The following is an 18,911-nucleotide window of genomic DNA, read 5'->3' as shown; positions in this document are numbered from 1 at the left end:
CACGCCAACGGAAATAGGATAAAATTTAAAGCTATGAATTACAATTTTTTTGCAGACAAATCCGATAAATTAAAGGTCCTTGATTTTATATTTAATGAAACTGATTTGCTAGTTTATGATTTAGCTTCTCCCTATGGGCAGGAAATTTGTAGATATACAAGTGTTGAGGAAATGGAATCAAAGTTTGATTTTGAAAACGGTGATAAATTTTCAAATACATTCCAACTTTGGTCACCAAGACATAAAGGAGAACCCATTTTCAGAAAAGTAGAACTCAACCCAAAGTATTGTAACGGGTATACGTTCCGCTATGCAACTGAAGGCTGGGGGCTTATTCAATTATATTTTGGAGGGATACGTAATGATGAACTTAATCAATCCCACATAGGGCATTTCAGTGTAAAAGGGGCTTCAAAATGGGAAGATATAAACAATGACAAAGGCCCTGTTGATGCCTGGAACTGGAAAGAAATTGAAATAACATCCAGAAAATTAAAGCACTTTATCCGTAATAAATTAACTGTACGAAAAATCGGTAGTTTTGGTGTGTTACAAGGAGCCAATATGCTTGAAAAGCAAGGAATAAAATTCAGGTAACACTAACATCACAAATTTACCTAACATCGCGGATTTACAATCTGTGATTAATAAAGTCCACAACGCTCCGTCCTTCCACCCGCTGTGAAGAATACATATAAAACTTAGCACCTCTGCCGGCTTTGCGTGTAAATTATCTCGCAAAGCCGCTAAGCCGCAAAGCAGGAAATAAAAACTTTGAAAAATACCACAACCATAATTCAGCCCTAAAACAATCCTTTTTGTTATTAATATAACAATCCCATCAGCCCTAAAACGATTTACATTATCGAATATTTATTTTTACCTCAAAAAAGAAATGTAAAATTAAATTTTTACGATATTTGTTATATGAAACCGCAATGGCAGGGCTTACTATCGCATCTTAAGTTCCTTATTAAAAGGAACCCGGAATGATTTTGCCCCAAACTTCACGCTCATTGTTTCATTTAATTCACTAATTTTAAAACTGTTATGCCAATATATCATAAATTAGGAGATATTCCGCAGAAGCGCCACGTACAGTTTGAGAAGCCCGAGGGCGGACTCTACTACGAGCAGCTTTTCGGTACCGAGGGTTTCCACGGGCATTCGGCTTTGCTGTACCATGTGCACCGCCCTACGCAGGTAAAGGAGATACTGAAATCGTATTCGGTAGCCCCTAAAATTGCCATAGATAAAAACATTAAGTCACTCTTATTCAAAGGCTTTGAACTAAAACCCGAAGCCGATTTCCTGGACAGCCGCAAGGCCATGCTGGTTAACAGCGACTGTATTATAGGGCTTGCCGCCCCGCAGGAGTCGCTACGCAGCTACTTCTACAAAAACGCTGATGCCGACGAGATGCTGTTCATTCACCGTGGTACGGGTACCCTGCGCACGCTTATGGGCAACATTCCGTTTGAGTACGGCGACTACCTGGTAATACCGCGCGGCATGATTTACCAGATTGATTTTGACACTACAGACAACCGTATTTTTTACGTGGAGTCTACCGCACCTATCTATACGCCAAAGCGTTACAAAAACGCCAGCGGTCAGTTACTGGAGCATTCACCGTTCTGCGAGCGCGATTTTAAACTGCCTGTAACCCTTGAAACACACGACGAAAAAGGTGACTTCATCGTTAAGATAAAAAAGGAAGGCATGATGCACGAAGTGGTTTACGCCACGCATCCGTTTGACGTAATAGGTTGGGATGGGTACAACTTCCCGTACGGGTTTAGTATTCATAACTTTGAGCCCATTACCGGCCGTGTGCACCAGCCACCTCCGGTACACCAAACCTTTGAAACCAGTACGTTTGTGGTGTGTTCGTTTTGCCCAAGGCTATACGATTACCACCCGAAAGCGATACCGGCTCCGTACAACCACAGCAACATAGACAGCGACGAGGTACTGTACTATGTAGATGGTGATTTTATGAGCCGCAACAACATAGAGCAAGGACATATTACCCTGCACCCTAAGGGAATACCGCACGGACCAGCACCCGGGGCTATGGAACGCAGCATAGGCAAAACGGTTACCGAGGAGCTTGCGGTTATGGTAGATACCTTCCGTCCGCTTATGGTTACTGAAGAGGCTATGGGACTGGACGACGGACAGTATTATAAGAGCTGGGTGGAGTAAGCCTCACCCCCAGCCCCTCTCCAAAAGAGAGGACACTCTGCTGTTAAAGGTTAGAGTGGCATTCCCCTCCTTCGGAGGGGTGGCTGAAAGCCGGGGTGGAATATTATAAATGTTCTACCCACCCCACCCTACGGGCACCCCTCCGAAGGAGGGGAATTGAAGAAAAACTAACAACATGACGCTGACACCATGTCAGTTAACTGAATATTAAATTATGGCAAACGAAATAAAAAGTGTAGAATACGGCCTTGAAAAGATTTTTGAAGGCGCACAGGATTTCCTTCCGTTACTGGGAACGGATTATGTAGAATTTATTGTGGGTAACGCCAAGCAGGCTGCCCATTACTATAAAACTGCTTTCGGCTTTCAGTCGGTAGCGTATGCGGGCTTGGAAACCGGCCTGCGCGACAGGGCCAGTTATGTACTTAAGCAGGATAAAATTCGCTTTGTATTTACTACGCCGCTTACTGCCGACAGCCCTCTTAATGAACACATTGTAAAACATGGCGACGGCGTTAAAGTGGTAGCACTTTGGGTAGAAGACGCACGCAAATCGTTTGAAGAAACTACCAAGCGTGGCGCTAAGGTATACATGGAGCCAACGGTAGAAACCGACGAGTTTGGTGAAGTGGTACGTGCCGGTATTTATACGTATGGCGAAACCGTACACATGTTTGTAGAGCGCAAAAACTACAACGGTACGTTCCTGCCGGGGTATAAAGAATGGAAAAGCGACTACAACCCTGCCCCTACCGGACTTAAATACGTAGATCACATGGTGGGCAACGTGGGTTGGAACGAAATGAACACCTGGGTAAAATGGTACGAGGATGTTATGGGCTTTGTAAACTTCTTGTCGTTTGATGATAAGCAGATTACAACCGAGTACTCGGCACTGATGAGTAAGGTAATGAGCAACGGTAACGGCCGCATTAAGTTCCCGATTAACGAACCGGCAGAGGGTAAAAAGAAATCGCAGATTGAAGAATATCTTGATTTTTATGGTGGCCCGGGCGTACAGCACATAGCCATTGCTACAGACGATATTATTAAAACCGTATCAGACCTTAAAGCTCGTGGTGTAGAGTTCCTAAGTCAGCCGCCACAGGCGTACTATGACGCGGTTCCTATGCGTTTGGGCGCGCACAAAGATGCCTTTAAAGAAGACATACTTGAAATACAAAAACTGGGTATTATGGTAGATGCCGATGAGGAGGGCTACCTGCTGCAAATATTCACCAAACCGGTTGAGGACAGGCCTACACTTTTCTACGAAATAATTCAGCGTATGGGTGCCCGCGGATTTGGTGCAGGCAACTTTAAAGCGCTGTTTGAGAGCATAGAACGCGAACAAGCATTGCGCGGAACACTATAAAAACAGTCTAAAATTGAAATATCATCAATAAAGCAACCGAAAATAACTTCACTTTTAGCAAATTTGTGTTAAAGTGAAATTTTCAGAAAGAATTATGCAACAAAAAGCACTACTTTTGCACCGCGAAAGAGAAAGTGGTAGTTTATGTAATCTCTTTCGTAAGTAAATTTTCATAATTTATAGTTTTTGGTTGGTTAATAGCATAAAAACCCGGTCATACTTTTGACTGGGTTTTTTTGTTTTCTTATTTTTGGAACAGAAATTGCATTTCCCGTATCAAAACACCAAAGAAAAATTTACTATGAGAAAATTAATGGTTATTGTTTTGCTTTTTGCAACAGCACTGGGTTTTTCACAGAGTGCATTTAAAGCGGGAGAATTTTTTAAGTTCAGGATACACTACGGTGTGGTAAATGCAGGCTATGCTACCCTGGAGGTAAAAGATGCAACTAAAAACGGCAAAAAAGTATACCATGTGGTAGGCAACGGCTACACCACCGGCATGACCAAGTTCTTTTTTAAGGTAACGGACCTGTACGAAAGTTATTTTGATAAAGAAACAGGCAAGCCTTACCAGTACGTGCGTAAGATAGACGAAGGCGGCTACACAAAGGATCAGGAAGGTTTTTTTAACCAGGCAAACAACACTGTGCTGGTAAAAGATTATAAGCATAAAAAACAAAAAACAATTTCGGTAACCGAAAATGTACAGGATATCGTATCTACATTCTACTACCTAAGAAACCACCCCAAGGTAAACACTATGAAGGTGGGCGAATCTATAAACGTGGATATGTTTTTTGACGATGAAGTGACAAAATTTAAACTAAAATTCATTGGCAGGGAGGATATATCCACTAAATTTGGCACCGTTTCTACCATGATATTCCGTCCGCTTGTACAGGCAGGCAGGGTATTCAAGGAAGAAGAGAGCTTAACAGTTTGGATTTCAGACGACGACAACAAAATTCCCCTAAGGATAAAAGCCAGTCTGGCAGTAGGTTCGCTTAAGGCCGACCTGGAGTCGTACTCAGGGCTAATGCATCCGATGAAGGTAAAATAGAAATAACACACAATGGAGATTACATCCCCTATAGCTGAAAAACTGGACGAACTTGAAAAGAAGTTCAGTGCAATTAACCAACGTACCGAAACCCACCTGGAAGGACTGTTATGGGCAAAACCCATTACCTACTGGGACTATATACAAACCGATGCGCTGCTGAACCTGCAGATACAGCGCACTACCCTGCCCGACGAAATGGTGTTTATTATGTACCACCAAATCAACGAGCTGTTGTTTAAGATGATACTTTGGGAAATAGACCAGCTGTGCCATACCGATGTGCCTACAGCCGAATATTTTACCGAAAAGCTGCGCCGTATAAGCCGTTACTTTGATATGCTTACCACCTCGTTTGATATTATGGGCGATGGCATGGAAATAGAGCAGTACATGAAGTTCCGCAACACGCTTACCCCGGCCAGTGGTTTCCAGAGTGCGCAGTACAGGCTGATAGAATTTGCCAGTACCGACCTTATAAACCTTATAGACTACCGCTACAGACACAATATAGACCGCAATACGCCTTATGAGCATGCCCTGGAACACCTGTACTGGCAGGCGGCAGGCAAGGACTACCACACCGGTGAAAAGAGTTATCTGCTTGCCGAGTTTGAACGCCGTTACAAAGGCGAGTTCCTTCGCTTTATGGAAGAATACAATACCATAAACATATGGCGCAAGTTTAAGCAGCTGCCCGAAGACCGCCAGGCAAACCCTGAGCTGGTAGCAGCCATGCGCCACTACGACTATACGGTAAACGTAACCTGGGTTATGGGGCACCTTAACACTGCCAAAAAGTACATAGAAAGTACCAGCGGCCCACAGGAAGCTACCGGCGGCAGCGACTGGAAAAAGTACATGCACCCTAAATACCAGCGCAGGATATTTTTCCCGGAGCTGTGGTCTGAAGAAGAATTACGCACCTGGGGAGAAAATGTTTAAAACCGTACTATTAAATCATCAGCATTGAGATATCTTGTAGCCATACTTACACTACTAACACTAATAGCCTGCAAAGACAAAGAGCAAACTAAAAAGACGCAGCCTGTAGCCCCAAAGCCTAAAATAACTAAAGAATACGGCTTTGTTACTAACGATTTTGCCGTGGTGCATGATACAATAAAAAGAGGTGACACCTTTGGCGGTTTACTGGAAAAAGAGGGATATGATGCAGCCGCAATACACAAGATAACGGAAGCCATAAAGGATACTTTCGACCTTCGTGATATACGTGTAGGAAAACCTTATGCCATGTTTCGGACAAAAAAAGACAAGGCATTACAAATGTTTGTCTACGAACCCGATAACCTGAGCTTTTACGTAATAGACCTTCGCGACAGCATAGCCAAAGTAAGTAAAACGGTAAAACCCATAACGATAAAACGCAGGGTAATTGCCGCCGAAATTGAAGGTTCGCTTGCTGAAACCCTTGATAAAGCCGGAGCCAGCGCTGCAATGGTACAGGAACTTGCCGATGTGTATGCCTGGACCATCGACTTCTTTAAGATACAGCGCGGCGACAAGTTTGCCGTGGCAGTAAACGAGCGTTATATAAGCGACAGCATTTATGCAGGCGTAGAAAACATAGAATCATCGTTCTTTGAGTACAAAGGCAAGCGCATTTATGCATTTCCCTACAAACAGAACGAAAAATCGAAATCACAGTATTACGACGAAGAAGGCAAGGTACTTAAAAGCATGTTCCTTAAGGCACCGCTTAAGTTCAGCCACATTACGTCGCGTTTTTCGCCCAAGCGTTTCCACCCGGTTACCATGCAGTGGAAAGCCCATAACGGTACCGACTATGCCGCCCCTACCGGCACGCCTATTATGACCACCGCCACAGGTACGGTTATACAGGCGGGCTATACATCGGGTAACGGTAATTATGTAAAGGTAAAGCACAACGGCACCTACACTACCCAGTACCTACACATGAGCCGCATACTGGTACACAGGGGCCAGCACGTAAGCCAGGGGCAAACCATAGGGCTTGTGGGCAGTACCGGCCTTGCCACAGGCCCGCACGTATGCTACCGTTTTTGGAAAAACGGCGTACAGGTAGATGCACTGAAACAGAAGTTGCCCAACTCGCAACCAATGGACAAAAAATACATTCCGGCTTATCAGGAGCACATAAAACCGCTTAAGAAAGAGCTGGACGATATAGCAGACAAAAAATTTAACTCCTCAACAAATTAAGAAGAAAATGGCTTTAGAAAACATTAACCCTACCCATACCCCGGCATGGAAAGCCCTTGAAGGCCACTTTGCCGAAATAAAAGACGCCAAAATGCAGGACCTGTTTGCTGCCGACAATCAGCGTGCTGAAAAATTCCACATTAAGTGGGAAGACTTTTTGGTAGACTACTCTAAAAACATTGCAACCGAAAAAACATTTGAATTACTGCAAAACCTTGTCAAAGACGTAAACCTTAAAGGCGCTATAGAAGCGTACTTTGGTGGCGAGGCCATAAACCGTACCGAAGGCCGTGCTGTACTGCACACTGCACTACGCGCCCCTGAAAGTGCAGAGATACTGGTAGACGGCGTTAACGTAATGCCTGAGGTATATGCGGTAAAAAACAAAATAAAAGCCTTTACAGCGTCTGTAATCAGCGGTGAGTTTAAAGGCTATACAGGCAAAGCCTTTACCGATGTGGTAAATATAGGTATTGGCGGGTCAGACCTTGGCCCTGCCATGGTGGTAGAATCTCTTAAATTTTACAAAAACCAACTTAACGTTCGCTTTATCTCTAACGTAGACGGCGACCACGTTATGGAAAGCCTTAAAGGGCTTAACCCTGAAACTACACTATTTGTAGTAGCTTCTAAAACCTTTACCACACAGGAAACCCTGAGCAATGCCGAAACAGCACGCAAGTGGTTCCTTGAAAGCGCATCAAGCGAAGATGTGGCCAAGCACTTTGTAGCGGTTTCAACCAACATACAAAAAGTTACTGAGTTCGGTATCGCCGAAGAAAACATATTCCCGATGTGGGACTGGGTTGGCGGACGTTTCTCTCTATGGAGCGCCGTGGGCCTTACCATAGCCCTTGCTGTGGGTTACGATAACTTCGACGCCCTGCTAAAAGGTGCCAACAAAATGGACGAGCACTTTAAAACTGCTGAATTTGACCAAAACCTTCCGGTAGTGCTTGCGCTGCTTACCGTATGGTACAACAACTTCTTTGGTGCAGAGAGCGAAGCGCTTATTCCGTACACGCAATACCTGCAAAAACTTGCCCCTTACCTGCAACAGGGTATTATGGAAAGTAACGGTAAAAGCGTAGGCCGCGATGGCGAAATAGTAAACTACCAAACAGGTACTATCATTTGGGGTGAACCGGGAACCAACTCTCAGCACGCGTTCTTCCAGCTGATACACCAGGGTACTAAGCTTATCCCTACTGATTTCATTGGCTTTAGCCAGCCGCTACACGGTAATGCAGACCACCACGAGAAGCTTATGAGTAACTTCTTCGCGCAGACTGAAGCCCTACTTACCGGTAAGCCGGAGGCTACCGTACGTGCTGAGTTTGAAAAAGCAGGTACCGCTGCCGATAAGGTAGAATACCTTACGCCGTTTAAAATATTTGCAGGCAATAAGCCTACAAACACCTTCCTGATTAAGAAACTTACCCCGGAAACCCTTGGATCACTTGTAGCGCTATACGAGCACAAGATATTTGTACAGGGTGTTATCTGGAATATTTTCAGCTACGACCAGTGGGGCGTGGAGCTTGGTAAACAACTTGCCAACTCTATCCTTGACGAAATCAAATCGGGTGAAGTGAAAAACCACGATGCTTCTACAACATTCCTTGTAAAAGCATTCCTTGCTCAGAAGTAATTTTTACTGAAATGATATAGGGAACGCCTCACTTTGTGGGGCGTTTTTTTTTGTGCATCGTCTGTATCTTCCATGTCGACTGCAGCGAACCAGCACGAGGGCTTTGCCCGAACTGGTGAAGCAAATGGAAACATCTCCTTTTAAAAACTGAGATTTCTCGGCTCCGTTTCACTTCGCTCGAAATGGAAAACTCACTCGAAATGGAAAAAACCAATACCTCCTGACACACCCTTGTCACAACCCGCATGTACGTTTGCAGTAATTAATACTAAAAGCAACAATCATGAATCTCGTTTCAACAAGGATTATTACGTCAGATGTAAAACAACTGGTACAGTTTTACGAACAAATAACCAGTTTAACCGCCGTACACTACACCGAAGATTTTGCCAAACTGGTAACCCCTACCGCAGCCCTGGCCATAGGCAGCACACGCACGTTGCAGTTTTTTGGTGGCGACACCGTAGCACAGGCAGCACAAAACCGCAGCGTGATTGTAGAATTCCAGTTTGACAATGTAGATGACGTCTACGAAAAAATAGAGCTGTTTATAGAGCCCTACCTGGTACACCAGCCTAAAACCATGCCGTGGGGCAACCGCTCGTTACTATTCCGTGACCCGGATGGTAACCTGGTGAACTTCTTTACGATAGTTACCCAGTAAGCCGCCTCATAGTAATTTAGCCTGCATACTACAAACGCCTCACTTAGTGGGGTTTTTGTGGTTTATTCTCATTACATTGCAGTACCAAATCATCAATTTATGAATCCGAAAGTCGATCTGTTTCTGGAAAAAGCAACCAAGTGGAAAGAAGAAATGGTTTTGTTGCGCACCATAGTCCTTAATAATAGCCAACTCACTGAAGACTACAAGTGGATGCATCCCTGCTATACCCTGAACGGTAAAAACGTGGTACTGATCCATGAGTTTAAGGAGTATTGTGCGCTGCTGTTCCACAAAGGTGCTTTAATGAAAGACCCCGAGGGTGTGCTGGTGCAGATAACCGAAAACGTACAGGCCGCACGGCAGCTGCGGTTTACCAACGTAGGCCGCATAAAGGAGCTTAAAAACGTGATTAAAGACTACATTAACGAGGCCATTGAAATAGAAAAATCAGGAAAGAAAGTTGCCCTGAAAGAAACCGCCGACTTTGAGGTACCCGAAGAATTTCAATCGAAACTTGACGCTGATGCCGACCTCAAAAGAGCGTTCGCTGCCTTAACACCGGGCCGCCAAAGAGCGTACCTGTTTTATTTTTCGCAAGCCAAACAATCCAAAACCCGCGAGTCGAGAATTGAAAAATACATCCCGAAGATACTGGACGGCAAAGGCATGGATGATTAGATAGTATAGAACGCTTAACACTGTAGAGCGTTCTATACAAAGTGAATTTGCCCAAATTATTTTAAAAATTTAATTTTAGGCACTGAATATTTCCTTACCATCGCACCAAAGTTCAATTTCTTTAATGAAATTAGCTGTAAACAAATGATAACTCTCTAATCTATTATTATAATCGTATTTATCCCAAGCAGATATGTAACGCTCTAAAATTTCAATCAACTCAAAATCAATATTTCTTAAATCGTCGTAAAATGTTGCATAATTAAAGCTTTTATTTGGACACGCCTTCGCTGAAAAATATATTCCTATATACACATCAATTGCTTTATCCAAATAAACTTTTCGCCCATGATGATTAAAACAAAAGTAATTTTGTAATTGTGAGAATTGCTGATGTTTGCCCTTATTTATATTATAGTCATCTATGAACTCTTCTATTTCATATCCCAACTCTAAAAATAAATTAACCATTTTCATATGATTAAGATTATTTCCAATATTATCGATTAAATCCCTTGAGAAAATTTTTCTGACTTTAGGATTATTTGATGACAAAATCTCAATGCAACCTGCTACATTCACGCCACATTTTGATAAATGTATGTGTAATAATTCATGTGCAAATGAGGAACTTTTAAAGTCATTTAACGGCACTTCAATAGTGTGATGATTACTTTCAGAATATACTCCATACGATTGGTAGTCATCTACGGAAATTACAATTTCCTCAGTTTCTATTAGTGAATTCCACAACTTTTTATTCTTATCATCTAAAAGTTTCTCTAAATAAATACTGTTTGTCATTTGATTAAATCTTTAATTCATAAGATACTATTTTTTTTACTAAAAGTAAATCTAAATGACATCGGATTTTAACAATTTACTTAACAATAGATTTATTAACCCTACACCTTTACCGCTTTCCACTTCCCTTTCTTAAAAAGGATAAAGCTGGCAATGCTCATACAGGTTTCGGCAACGGGAATGGCAATAAACACCCCCACAGGCCCTAAATCTACCTGTATGGACAAAAGATACGCCAGCGGTATCTGGAACAGCCAGAAGCCTACAAAATTAACCCTGGAAGGTGTTTTGGTGTCGCCCGCTCCGTTAAATGCATTCATAAGCACCATACCCATACCGTAAAACACATATCCGGCACTGAGTATCCGTATGGCTTTTACCGCAATATCGTGCACATGCGGGTTGTTGGTAAAAAACCACATCATAGGGTCGGCAGCCAGCAGGGTTACACCCATAATAAGCGCCATGTAGGTTACATTAAACTTCGCCGTAACCCACACCGAGCGTTCAGCACGATCTACCTGCTGTGCGCCCAGGTTTTGCCCCACCAGTGTAGCTGCAGCACCACTAAGTCCCCAGGCAGGCAGCATAAAAAACATCATAATGCGCAGCGCACTCTGGTACCCCGCCGAGCCTTCGTCGTCGCCGGTTTCGGCCACCAGCCTTGCCAGGAAAATCCAGCTGCAACTGGCTATGACAAACTGCATAATGCCCGGAGCGGCAACTTTTACCAAAGCCTTTATCTGTTCCCAGTGCGGCTTAAAATACGCAAGCGAAACCTTCAGCACGCCCTTACCGTTAAACAGGTTGTACAACTGGTACAGCACCCCCATGCTACGGCCTATGGTAGTAGCCATAGCAGCTCCCGTTAACCCAAAGGCCGGTACGGGACCAAACCCTTTTATGAATAGCGGGCAGAGTAGGATGTTGGCAATATTGGCTATCCAAAGGCTTTTCATGGCAATGGCGGCATTGCCCGCCCCTCGGAAAACACCATTGAGCAAAAACAGCAGCATGATTACAAAGCTGCCGCCCATCATCAGGCGGGTAAACGGCGCACCAAATGCCGCCGAATGTTTAGACGAGCCCATAAGCACCAGTATATCCTGTGCGTAAATAACCCCTGCAACGGCAATTACCGCATTAATGGCTATGGCTACAATTACGGCCTGCATACCGGCTTTGGCAGCGGCTACAGGGTCCTTCTCCCCTACGCGGCGCGCCACCATAGCCGTAGCCGCCATGCTCATGCCTATGGCTATGGAATAGATTACGGTAAGCACCGATTCGGTAAGGCCTACGGTTTGTACGGCAAAACTGCTGTCTTTAAGGTGGCCCACAAAGTAGAGGTCTACCAGCGCGAAGACGGATTCCATCATCATCTCCAGCATCATGGGGATGGCAAGAAGGATGACGGCACGACGAATGCTGCCCGTGGTAAGGTCTATGTTTTCGCCATTGAGCGATTGTTTCAAGAGTGAGAAGAAACGCTTCAGGGCACTTGGTTTTTGTCCTGTCTGTGTCATTATTTTAAAAATGGTTTGGTGAACGATATGATTGTACAGGGCGCAGTATGCTCCCGGGGTCAACTAAAAAATTTCAGCCTGCATAGAGGCTTACAAAACAATCATATTCAAAAGAGTGGAATACAAATATAGGATTTTCCCGAAATAAAAAACAGATTTTATTAGCTGCCTGAAAATGTAAAATTTTGAACCACATAGGCACATAGTCGAAGCTGCGCTTCACATAGCTATATGAGGAATTATCTCTGCCTTTGTATTATTAAAAATTACTTCGTGGACTTCGCCGCTTTCCAAAGGAAAGCTTTTGTGAACTTTAAAGAGTAAAAGGAATTGTGAACTTTGTGAAAAACTTCGTGACCCTTGTGGTAAAAACAACACACCCGTAACCCCTTCTCCGGGAACAAAAATCTATGTAACTATGTGGTTAAACAAATTTAGCCTGTAGTAAACTAACTTTCCAGCAAAGAAGTACTTACCCTCGATGCCGCAATGCGCGATGCTATAACGCCCAGTATAAAAATGGTAGCAAGCACCACCACTACATTGGTCATAGTAAAGGCCGTAGGGTACGCCATGGTTTGGGTAATCATAACCAGGTTAAACTCCTGTTGCAGCCAAACCACAAGCACGCCAATAATCAATCCAAATATGGCACCTATACCGGTAATAAACACCCCTTGTATAAAGAAGATGTTGCGCAGGCTGCTTACTTCGGCGCCCAGACTGTGCAGGGTACGTATGTTTTCCTGCTTGTCCAGTATCAGCATAATCAGCGCACCGGCAAGGCAAAACAACGTAAGCACTACCACCAGCGTACAAAACAGGTAGGTAACCAGGTTTTCGGCATTCAGCATTTTGTAGAGCGAATCGTTTAGTTGCGCACGATTTTTTATGTCAACTTTACCCAAAAAAACCTTAGCCAGTTCACCCCTAATGGCTGATTCACTGGCGCCGGGTTTCATTTTCAGTTCAATGCCTGTGTATTGGTTCGGCTTGAATTGCAGCATATCCTGTGCTAATGACAGGGTACAAAACACGTATTTATTATCAATATCCTCGTTTACCGAGTACACGCCCATTACCACCAGTTCTTCAGTATTAAATCCTTCCTCCGGCGAGTCGATAGCGCCTTTACCGGGTTTTGGCACATACACTTCAAGAGCGTGGTTCAGGTTTAGCAATCCCAGCGACAGCCTGTGAAAAATGCCACCGCCTACCACTACCTGGTTAGTATGCGGAGCCAGCCATTCGCCGCCCAAAAGCCGCTTGGGGTCGTTCATAGACGTAACTTTGTTGTACAGGCTGTCTACCCCTTTCATGTATGCCACCTGCTCTTTGCCATTGTAATAAAACAGCACGCGCTCCTCGGCTATAAAGGTATAAGCCGCAACGCCCTCAGTCTTTTTAATTTCGGAAAGTTGGGCGGGACTCACCATAAACGATTTTCCCTTGGAGGGAAAAACCTTCAGGTCGGGATCGGTATCGTTAGAAAATGAAAGGCTAAAGTCTTTTAACCCGCTGAACACTGACATGATGATGAACAGCGCGGCGCTGCTTACCAATATACCCAATACGGCAATCCGCGTAATGATGTTTACGGCGGTGCTTTTACTGCGGCTTATGGTATAGCGGCCTGCTATGTACAGCGGAAATGACACGAATGGTTATATTTTTTTGCGTCGTGGTAAAAGTTCAGGATTAGCTATTGGGTTGTTTTCACCTTTTAGCTCTTTGTCAAGCGCTTCTATCCTGTCCAGCGAGTCGTCTATATAAAACACAAGGTTTGGCACTTTGCGCAGCTGAAGGCGTACACGTTGTGCAAGGTCGTGTTTAATAAGCGGCGCATTGCTTTTTACCGCATTCAGTATTTCGCCGCCCTTTTCAGACGGGAACACGCTAAGGTACACCTTTGCCAATGAAAGGTCGGTGGTAACCGCCACCTTACTTATAGAGATAACGAGGTTGCTGATGCCGTTCTTACGGATTTCGCCCTGTAGTATATCTACCAGGTCGTTTTGCAGCAAGGCTCCTATTTTTTTTTGCCTGTTTGTTTCCATCTTGCAAAAGTACTCAAATTATTAATAGGGTGTTACCAAATAAATTCAGGGCTTTTACCAACTAAGGGCTACTATCTAGACACATCCTTGCAGCTTGGCGTCTTTGCGCTAAATTTTCTACCACAAGGACCACAAAGTTTTGCACAAAGTCCACGAAAAACCTAAATTACACTTAACACGAACACCAAGGCTTTCCTTTGGAAAGCTGAAAAGAACACAAAGTGATTTATATATGCGATGGAGCATGAATTTGTGAAAATTAGTGCAATTCGTGGCTTAAATACCATACAAGTAGCCGGGTTTTTATTTTTTGCGCCGTAAATTTACCCCTCACATAAAAATTCGGAGTACATGACCTTACTCACATTTACCCTCATAATGCTTATCGGTGCCTTTGCGGCGGGCTTTATAGGTTCGCTTTCGGGGCTTGGCGGCGGCATTATCATCATCCCATTACTCACCATAGGCCTGGGAGTAGACATTCACTACGCCATAGGCACGGCACTGGTAGCCGTTATAGCCACATCGTCGGGCTCGGCGGCGGCTTACGTACGCGAGGGCATAACCAATATGCGCCTGGGCATGTTCCTGGAAATAGCCACCACACTGGGGGCTGTAGGTGGGGCACTCATATCAAGTGCGGCACCGGCATCGGCCATTGCAGTGATTTTCGGACTAACGCTGATTTTTTCGGCAATAAATTCGTTACGCAAAAAAACTGAGCACGTACTGGAAACCTCAAGCGCACTGGCACAAAAACTCGATCTCCCATCGGATTATCCTGCTACAGACGGCACCAAAATAAAATACGGCGTAAAAAACGTAATTGGCGGTTTTAGTATGATGGGGCTTGCAGGTATGATGTCGGGTATGCTGGGTATCGGTTCGGGAGCATTTAAGGTTATTGCCATGGACAACATTATGCGTATACCGTTTAAAGTTTCTACCACAACCAGTAATTTTATGATGGGCGTTACGGCAGTAGCCAGCTCAGTCATCTATATTCAAAAAGGATACATACAACCCACTATATGCATGCCGGTGGTTATTGGTGTACTGCTGGGTGCACTTACAGGCGCACAGGTACTTATAAAGGCTAACCCTAAGAAACTGCGCGTTTTCTTTGCCTGCCTTATCGTAGTACTGGCGTTGAATATGATTTATAACGGATTAATGGGCAACATATAATGGAACACAATATACAACAGGAAAAAGATTTCCAGCAACTGATAGGCAACCTGCTGCGCTATGGTGTATGGACAGCGCTGGGCGTGGCACTTGCAGGAGGATTAGTATACCTAAGCACTCACAGCCACGACACGGTAAATTATGCTCATTTCACCGAAAACGACCGCAGCCTTTTTGATGTTATACGCGATATTTTTATCGGTATAGCTAATGGCGATGGTAACGCCATGATATTCCTGGGGGTACTGCTGTTATTCTTAACCCCGGTGCTAAGGATGATACTCTCTTTATTCTCTTTCATAAGGGAGAAAGACCGCAAATACATTTTCATTACCCTGCTGGTAATGGGCATCATTTGCATGAGTATTGCCTTAGGGTTTTCGCATTAAACGAAGTGTTTTAAACAAAAATAAAATTATATTTGCCTTATATAACTACCAATCACAACTTATGAAACCGCTTTTATCTGCTATAGCACTTATTGCATGTTTTTTTGTCAATGCACAAAGCCTGGATCTTCAACTACGCGAAATCAATTATTCCGGGAACTGTTCCCCTGTAAACATTACAAAATTTGGTACTAAAATTTGCTTTAGCGGATACCACAATAGTTACCAGGAAAGCTTATGGCTTTATGATGAAGAAACCGAAAGTATTTATACTATAAGCAGTAGTGGTTCTTTCTACTTTTTAAAAGTAGTAGGCGAAATACTCTATTACATAAAATTTGAGAACGGATATGAACTATGGAAAACTGATGGAACAGAAGAAGGAACGACACTGGTTAAAAATTTTGGCTATAATATAGGCCTCAATGGCCTCACTGCCTATAACGGAAAGTTATACTTTATACGTTATACCGAAAATTACAATGGTGAAATTTGGGTCTCAGACGGGACTGAAGAAGGGACACACATACTTAAAGATGTTAACCCAGAAGGTTTGAATGACAATGTTACGAATTTGTTCGTGTTTAACAATATACTTTATTTTAATGCAAGCAGTTCTGAAAATGGAACTGAACTATGGAAAAGTGACGGAACAGAGCAAGGAACTACCCTTTTTAAAGATATAGCTATTGGCGCTGCAAGTTCAAATCCCGGAAAGCCAATAGTCCTTGACAATAATTTTTATTTCCTCTGCACAACACCCGAAAATGGCACAGAATTATGGAAAAGTGATGGAACACCTGAAGGCACAACCCTATTTAAAGAGTTTTTACCTGGAGCATCAGGCCTGTATTCTTATCCACCTGAATTACAAGGAATCGCAGTACAAGGGCAGTATTTTATTTTCATGGCCCAATATAGTGGTTATCTTGCCCTATGGAAAAGTGATGGAACCCAGGAGGGGACAACAGAACTTAAAATACTCAATCAGCAAACGGATAACATTAGCTCGTTTACAGATTTCCTGTTATTTAATAATGCACCATATTTTGTTGCTACAGCATTCGGGTCAACAACTCAAATATGGACTACCGACGGCACCTCTGAAGGTACAGTTATGGCTATAAATAGCTCTTCAGCAAACGCCGGAACCATCACTAAGTTCTCTGCAAACGAAAACTACCTTATATTTTCGGGACAAGAAGGATCTAATTTAAAACCATGGGTGTCTGACGGAACACAGAACGGAACACACTTGCTTAAAGATATAAATCTTTATTCATCGCCCGTACAGTATCTTGACTTTGTCCCGGCAGGTAATATAACCTATTTCCCCGCAGGCTTCCAATCAGCAAATGGTATAGAGCTTTGGTCTACAGATGGAACTGAAGCCAATACAAAAATGATTAAGGACTTATCTCACAGCAATTCGGGTATTTTAGATGGCCGTGGTTATTTATCATCAGTAGCACTGAATAACAAGCTCATATTTGTAGGAAATGATGGTTCCACAGGGAACGAACCCTTTATAACAGATGGGACTGAAGAAGGCACACACATAATAAAAGACATTTATACGGGCAACTACACCCATTCATGCGGTTTTACCAACGAACAAACAGGACCCATTTTTACAAAAGCAGGAAACAAAGTATACTTTAATGGTCTGTATAGTGAAATAGGACGGGAAATATATGTTACGGACGGAACCGAAGAAGGCACCCAACCGGTAAAAGACATAGCACCCGGCAACAGTAGTGGTGTAAGCGGCTATACCTATTTTATGGTGTATAACGATATTTTTTACTTTAAAGCTAACGACAACATCCATGGCGAAGAATTATGGCGCACAGACGGCACTGAAGAAGGCACATGGATGGTGAAGGATATCTATCCTGGCGCCCAGTCAGGAGTTATAACGAGCAATTGCACATATAACAGTATTAAAAACTATGCTGTACTTAACGGTTTTTTATACTTCGTTGCAGAAGACAGTACCGGCAAAGGAATATGGAAGACCGACGGGACTGAGACAGGTACAGTTAAAGTAATTAGCTCAATGAATAATGCACTGCCCCTTATAATAGAAGCTAATAACAATAAAATTTTCATAACCATAGTTGGCTCAAATTATTTATACAGCAGTGATGGCACACAGGAAGGAACTGTATTGATTCAATCCGGGATTATCTCAAACTACAATTTTCGTTTTATAGCTATCGTAGATAACCAATTATATTACAACTTAGAAACAAATACTACAGGCCTCAGCATATACCGTACAGACGGCACTATAGCAGGAACAGTCCTTGTTAAAGAAAACCTGCCTGCTAATATGAATATGAAATTCATGAAAGCTTGTGGGGATTATATATTTTTTGGTTTAGGTGATAATAACAGTTATTCTGAACCTTACGGTAAACAGATATGGAGGACAGATGGCACTGAAGAAGGCACATTTCATCTCGCCGAAGCTGAAAGCTATTACATATTTCGTGACTATGATTGCCTTGGCAGCAACCTTATCTTTGTAAACCAATTTAGTGCTCTCTTTACCGGTCTGTCAATTACAGATGGCACGGTGGCTAACACAACCTTACTGGATATTAACATTACTAATGCACCGCAGTTTGATTCTGAAAATTATACTAACGGATTAACCAGTATATTTGGTGTAATTGACAATAAATTATATTTAGGAGGCCGAACTTTCAAAGGAGGGAATGAGCTTTATGTAACAACTGTAGACGAGAATTATTTAAGCACTCATGACAATGATACAGCAGGCAGTAAGAAAGATTTAAATGATATTGTTTTATATCCTAACCCTACCAAAGAATGGGTAAACATTTCTTCTAACACTAAGAGTATTATTTATAGTGCGGAAATATATGATATAACCGGGAAAAAACTTAGTGAAACAGCAATAAACAATACCGGATACAAACTGAAAACAAACACATTGACACCTGGAATCTACTTAGTAAAGGTAAAATCTTCAAACGGTACATCTACACAAAAACTCATCAAATCATAAGCAGGAAAACTATCGAAAATTTGTTTAAAGTTTAAAGTTTCAGGTTCGGCAGAGTGGCAACCT

16 protein-coding genes are annotated in these 18,911 nt (G+C 43.0%); 12 read left to right on the top strand and 4 right to left on the bottom strand.

Annotation, left to right across the window (positions count from 1 at the left end; all coding sequences use genetic code 11):
• Positions 1–33 precede the first annotated feature (33 nt).
• From ACLI1A_RS04220 to ACLI1A_RS04180, 9 genes are all read left to right on the top strand, one after another.
• Complete coding sequence (locus ACLI1A_RS04220) at positions 34–597, top strand: hypothetical protein (protein ID WP_411406412.1); 564 nt, start codon at positions 34–36, stop codon at positions 595–597.
• A gap of 453 nt (positions 598–1,050) precedes the next feature.
• Positions 1,051–2,208 carry a homogentisate 1,2-dioxygenase gene (locus tag ACLI1A_RS04215; protein ID WP_411406410.1) on the top strand — a complete coding sequence of 386 codons (1,158 nt, stop codon included), beginning with the start codon at positions 1,051–1,053 and terminating at the stop codon, positions 2,206–2,208.
• Positions 2,209–2,422: 214 nt separating this feature from the next.
• Complete coding sequence (gene hppD / locus ACLI1A_RS04210; RefSeq protein ID WP_411406408.1) at positions 2,423–3,583, top strand: 4-hydroxyphenylpyruvate dioxygenase; 1,161 nt, start codon at positions 2,423–2,425, stop codon at positions 3,581–3,583.
• A 301-nt stretch (positions 3,584–3,884) separates the two neighbouring features.
• Positions 3,885–4,646 carry a DUF3108 domain-containing protein gene (locus tag ACLI1A_RS04205; RefSeq protein ID WP_411406406.1) on the top strand — a complete coding sequence of 254 codons (762 nt, stop codon included), beginning with the start codon at positions 3,885–3,887 and terminating at the stop codon, positions 4,644–4,646.
• Between the two features lie 12 nt (positions 4,647–4,658).
• Positions 4,659–5,591: a tryptophan 2,3-dioxygenase family protein gene (locus ACLI1A_RS04200; RefSeq protein ID WP_411406404.1), complete on the top strand. Its 933-nt coding sequence runs from the start codon at positions 4,659–4,661 to the stop codon at positions 5,589–5,591.
• A gap of 24 nt (positions 5,592–5,615) precedes the next feature.
• On the top strand, positions 5,616–6,851 hold the full coding sequence (locus tag ACLI1A_RS04195) for a peptidoglycan DD-metalloendopeptidase family protein (RefSeq protein WP_411406402.1): 1,236 nt from the start codon (positions 5,616–5,618) through the stop codon (positions 6,849–6,851).
• A 7-nt stretch (positions 6,852–6,858) separates the two neighbouring features.
• The gene (gene pgi / locus ACLI1A_RS04190; RefSeq protein WP_411406400.1) at positions 6,859–8,502 is read left to right on the top strand and encodes a glucose-6-phosphate isomerase; all 1,644 of its coding nucleotides are present in this window, start codon (positions 6,859–6,861) and stop codon (positions 8,500–8,502) included.
• 283 nt (positions 8,503–8,785) lie between these two features.
• Entirely contained in the window at positions 8,786–9,166 is a 381-nt protein-coding gene (locus tag ACLI1A_RS04185; RefSeq protein ID WP_411406398.1) for a VOC family protein, read from the top strand.
• A gap of 99 nt (positions 9,167–9,265) precedes the next feature.
• Positions 9,266–9,847: a YdeI/OmpD-associated family protein gene (locus tag ACLI1A_RS04180; protein WP_411406396.1), complete on the top strand. Its 582-nt coding sequence runs from the start codon at positions 9,266–9,268 to the stop codon at positions 9,845–9,847.
• Positions 9,848–9,922: 75 nt separating this feature from the next.
• Here ACLI1A_RS04180 and ACLI1A_RS04175 read toward each other — a convergent pair whose 3' ends face one another.
• The 4 genes from ACLI1A_RS04175 to rbfA all read right to left on the bottom strand — a co-directional run bounded on the left by ACLI1A_RS04175 (position 9,923) and on the right by rbfA (position 14,234).
• Positions 9,923–10,651 (bottom strand): hypothetical protein, encoded by a 729-nt coding sequence (locus ACLI1A_RS04175; RefSeq protein WP_411406394.1) that lies wholly within the window; start codon positions 10,649–10,651, stop codon positions 9,923–9,925.
• A gap of 101 nt (positions 10,652–10,752) precedes the next feature.
• Entirely contained in the window at positions 10,753–12,177 is a 1,425-nt protein-coding gene (locus ACLI1A_RS04170) for an MATE family efflux transporter (RefSeq protein WP_411406392.1), read from the bottom strand.
• A gap of 449 nt (positions 12,178–12,626) precedes the next feature.
• Positions 12,627–13,835, bottom strand: a complete 1,209-nt coding sequence (locus ACLI1A_RS04165) for an ABC transporter permease (RefSeq protein ID WP_411406390.1) — start codon at positions 13,833–13,835, stop codon at positions 12,627–12,629.
• A 6-nt stretch (positions 13,836–13,841) separates the two neighbouring features.
• A complete protein-coding gene (rbfA, locus tag ACLI1A_RS04160; protein ID WP_411406388.1) occupies positions 13,842–14,234 on the bottom strand; it encodes a 30S ribosome-binding factor RbfA in 393 nt (130 codons plus the stop codon).
• A gap of 351 nt (positions 14,235–14,585) precedes the next feature.
• Here rbfA and ACLI1A_RS04155 point away from each other — a divergent pair, with 351 nt between their 5' ends.
• The 3 genes from ACLI1A_RS04155 (at position 14,586) to ACLI1A_RS04145 (ending at position 18,848) form a co-directional block, all read left to right on the top strand.
• Complete coding sequence (locus tag ACLI1A_RS04155) at positions 14,586–15,422, top strand: sulfite exporter TauE/SafE family protein (RefSeq protein WP_411406386.1); 837 nt, start codon at positions 14,586–14,588, stop codon at positions 15,420–15,422.
• Positions 15,422–15,811 carry a DUF1634 domain-containing protein gene (locus ACLI1A_RS04150; RefSeq protein WP_411406384.1) on the top strand — a complete coding sequence of 130 codons (390 nt, stop codon included), beginning with the start codon at positions 15,422–15,424 and terminating at the stop codon, positions 15,809–15,811. Before ACLI1A_RS04155 ends, ACLI1A_RS04150 begins: the two co-directional genes overlap by 1 nt.
• Before the next feature lie 61 nt (positions 15,812–15,872).
• Entirely contained in the window at positions 15,873–18,848 is a 2,976-nt protein-coding gene (locus ACLI1A_RS04145; RefSeq protein ID WP_411406382.1) for an ELWxxDGT repeat protein, read from the top strand.
• Positions 18,849–18,911: the final 63 nt, after the last annotated feature.

This window comes from Flavobacterium sp. RHBU_3 (assembly GCF_046613565.1).
Lineage (GTDB): Bacteria > Bacteroidota > Bacteroidia > Flavobacteriales > Flavobacteriaceae > Flavobacterium.
Note: the sequence above shows the minus strand (reverse complement) of the source record. Positions and strands in the feature narration are given on the sequence as shown.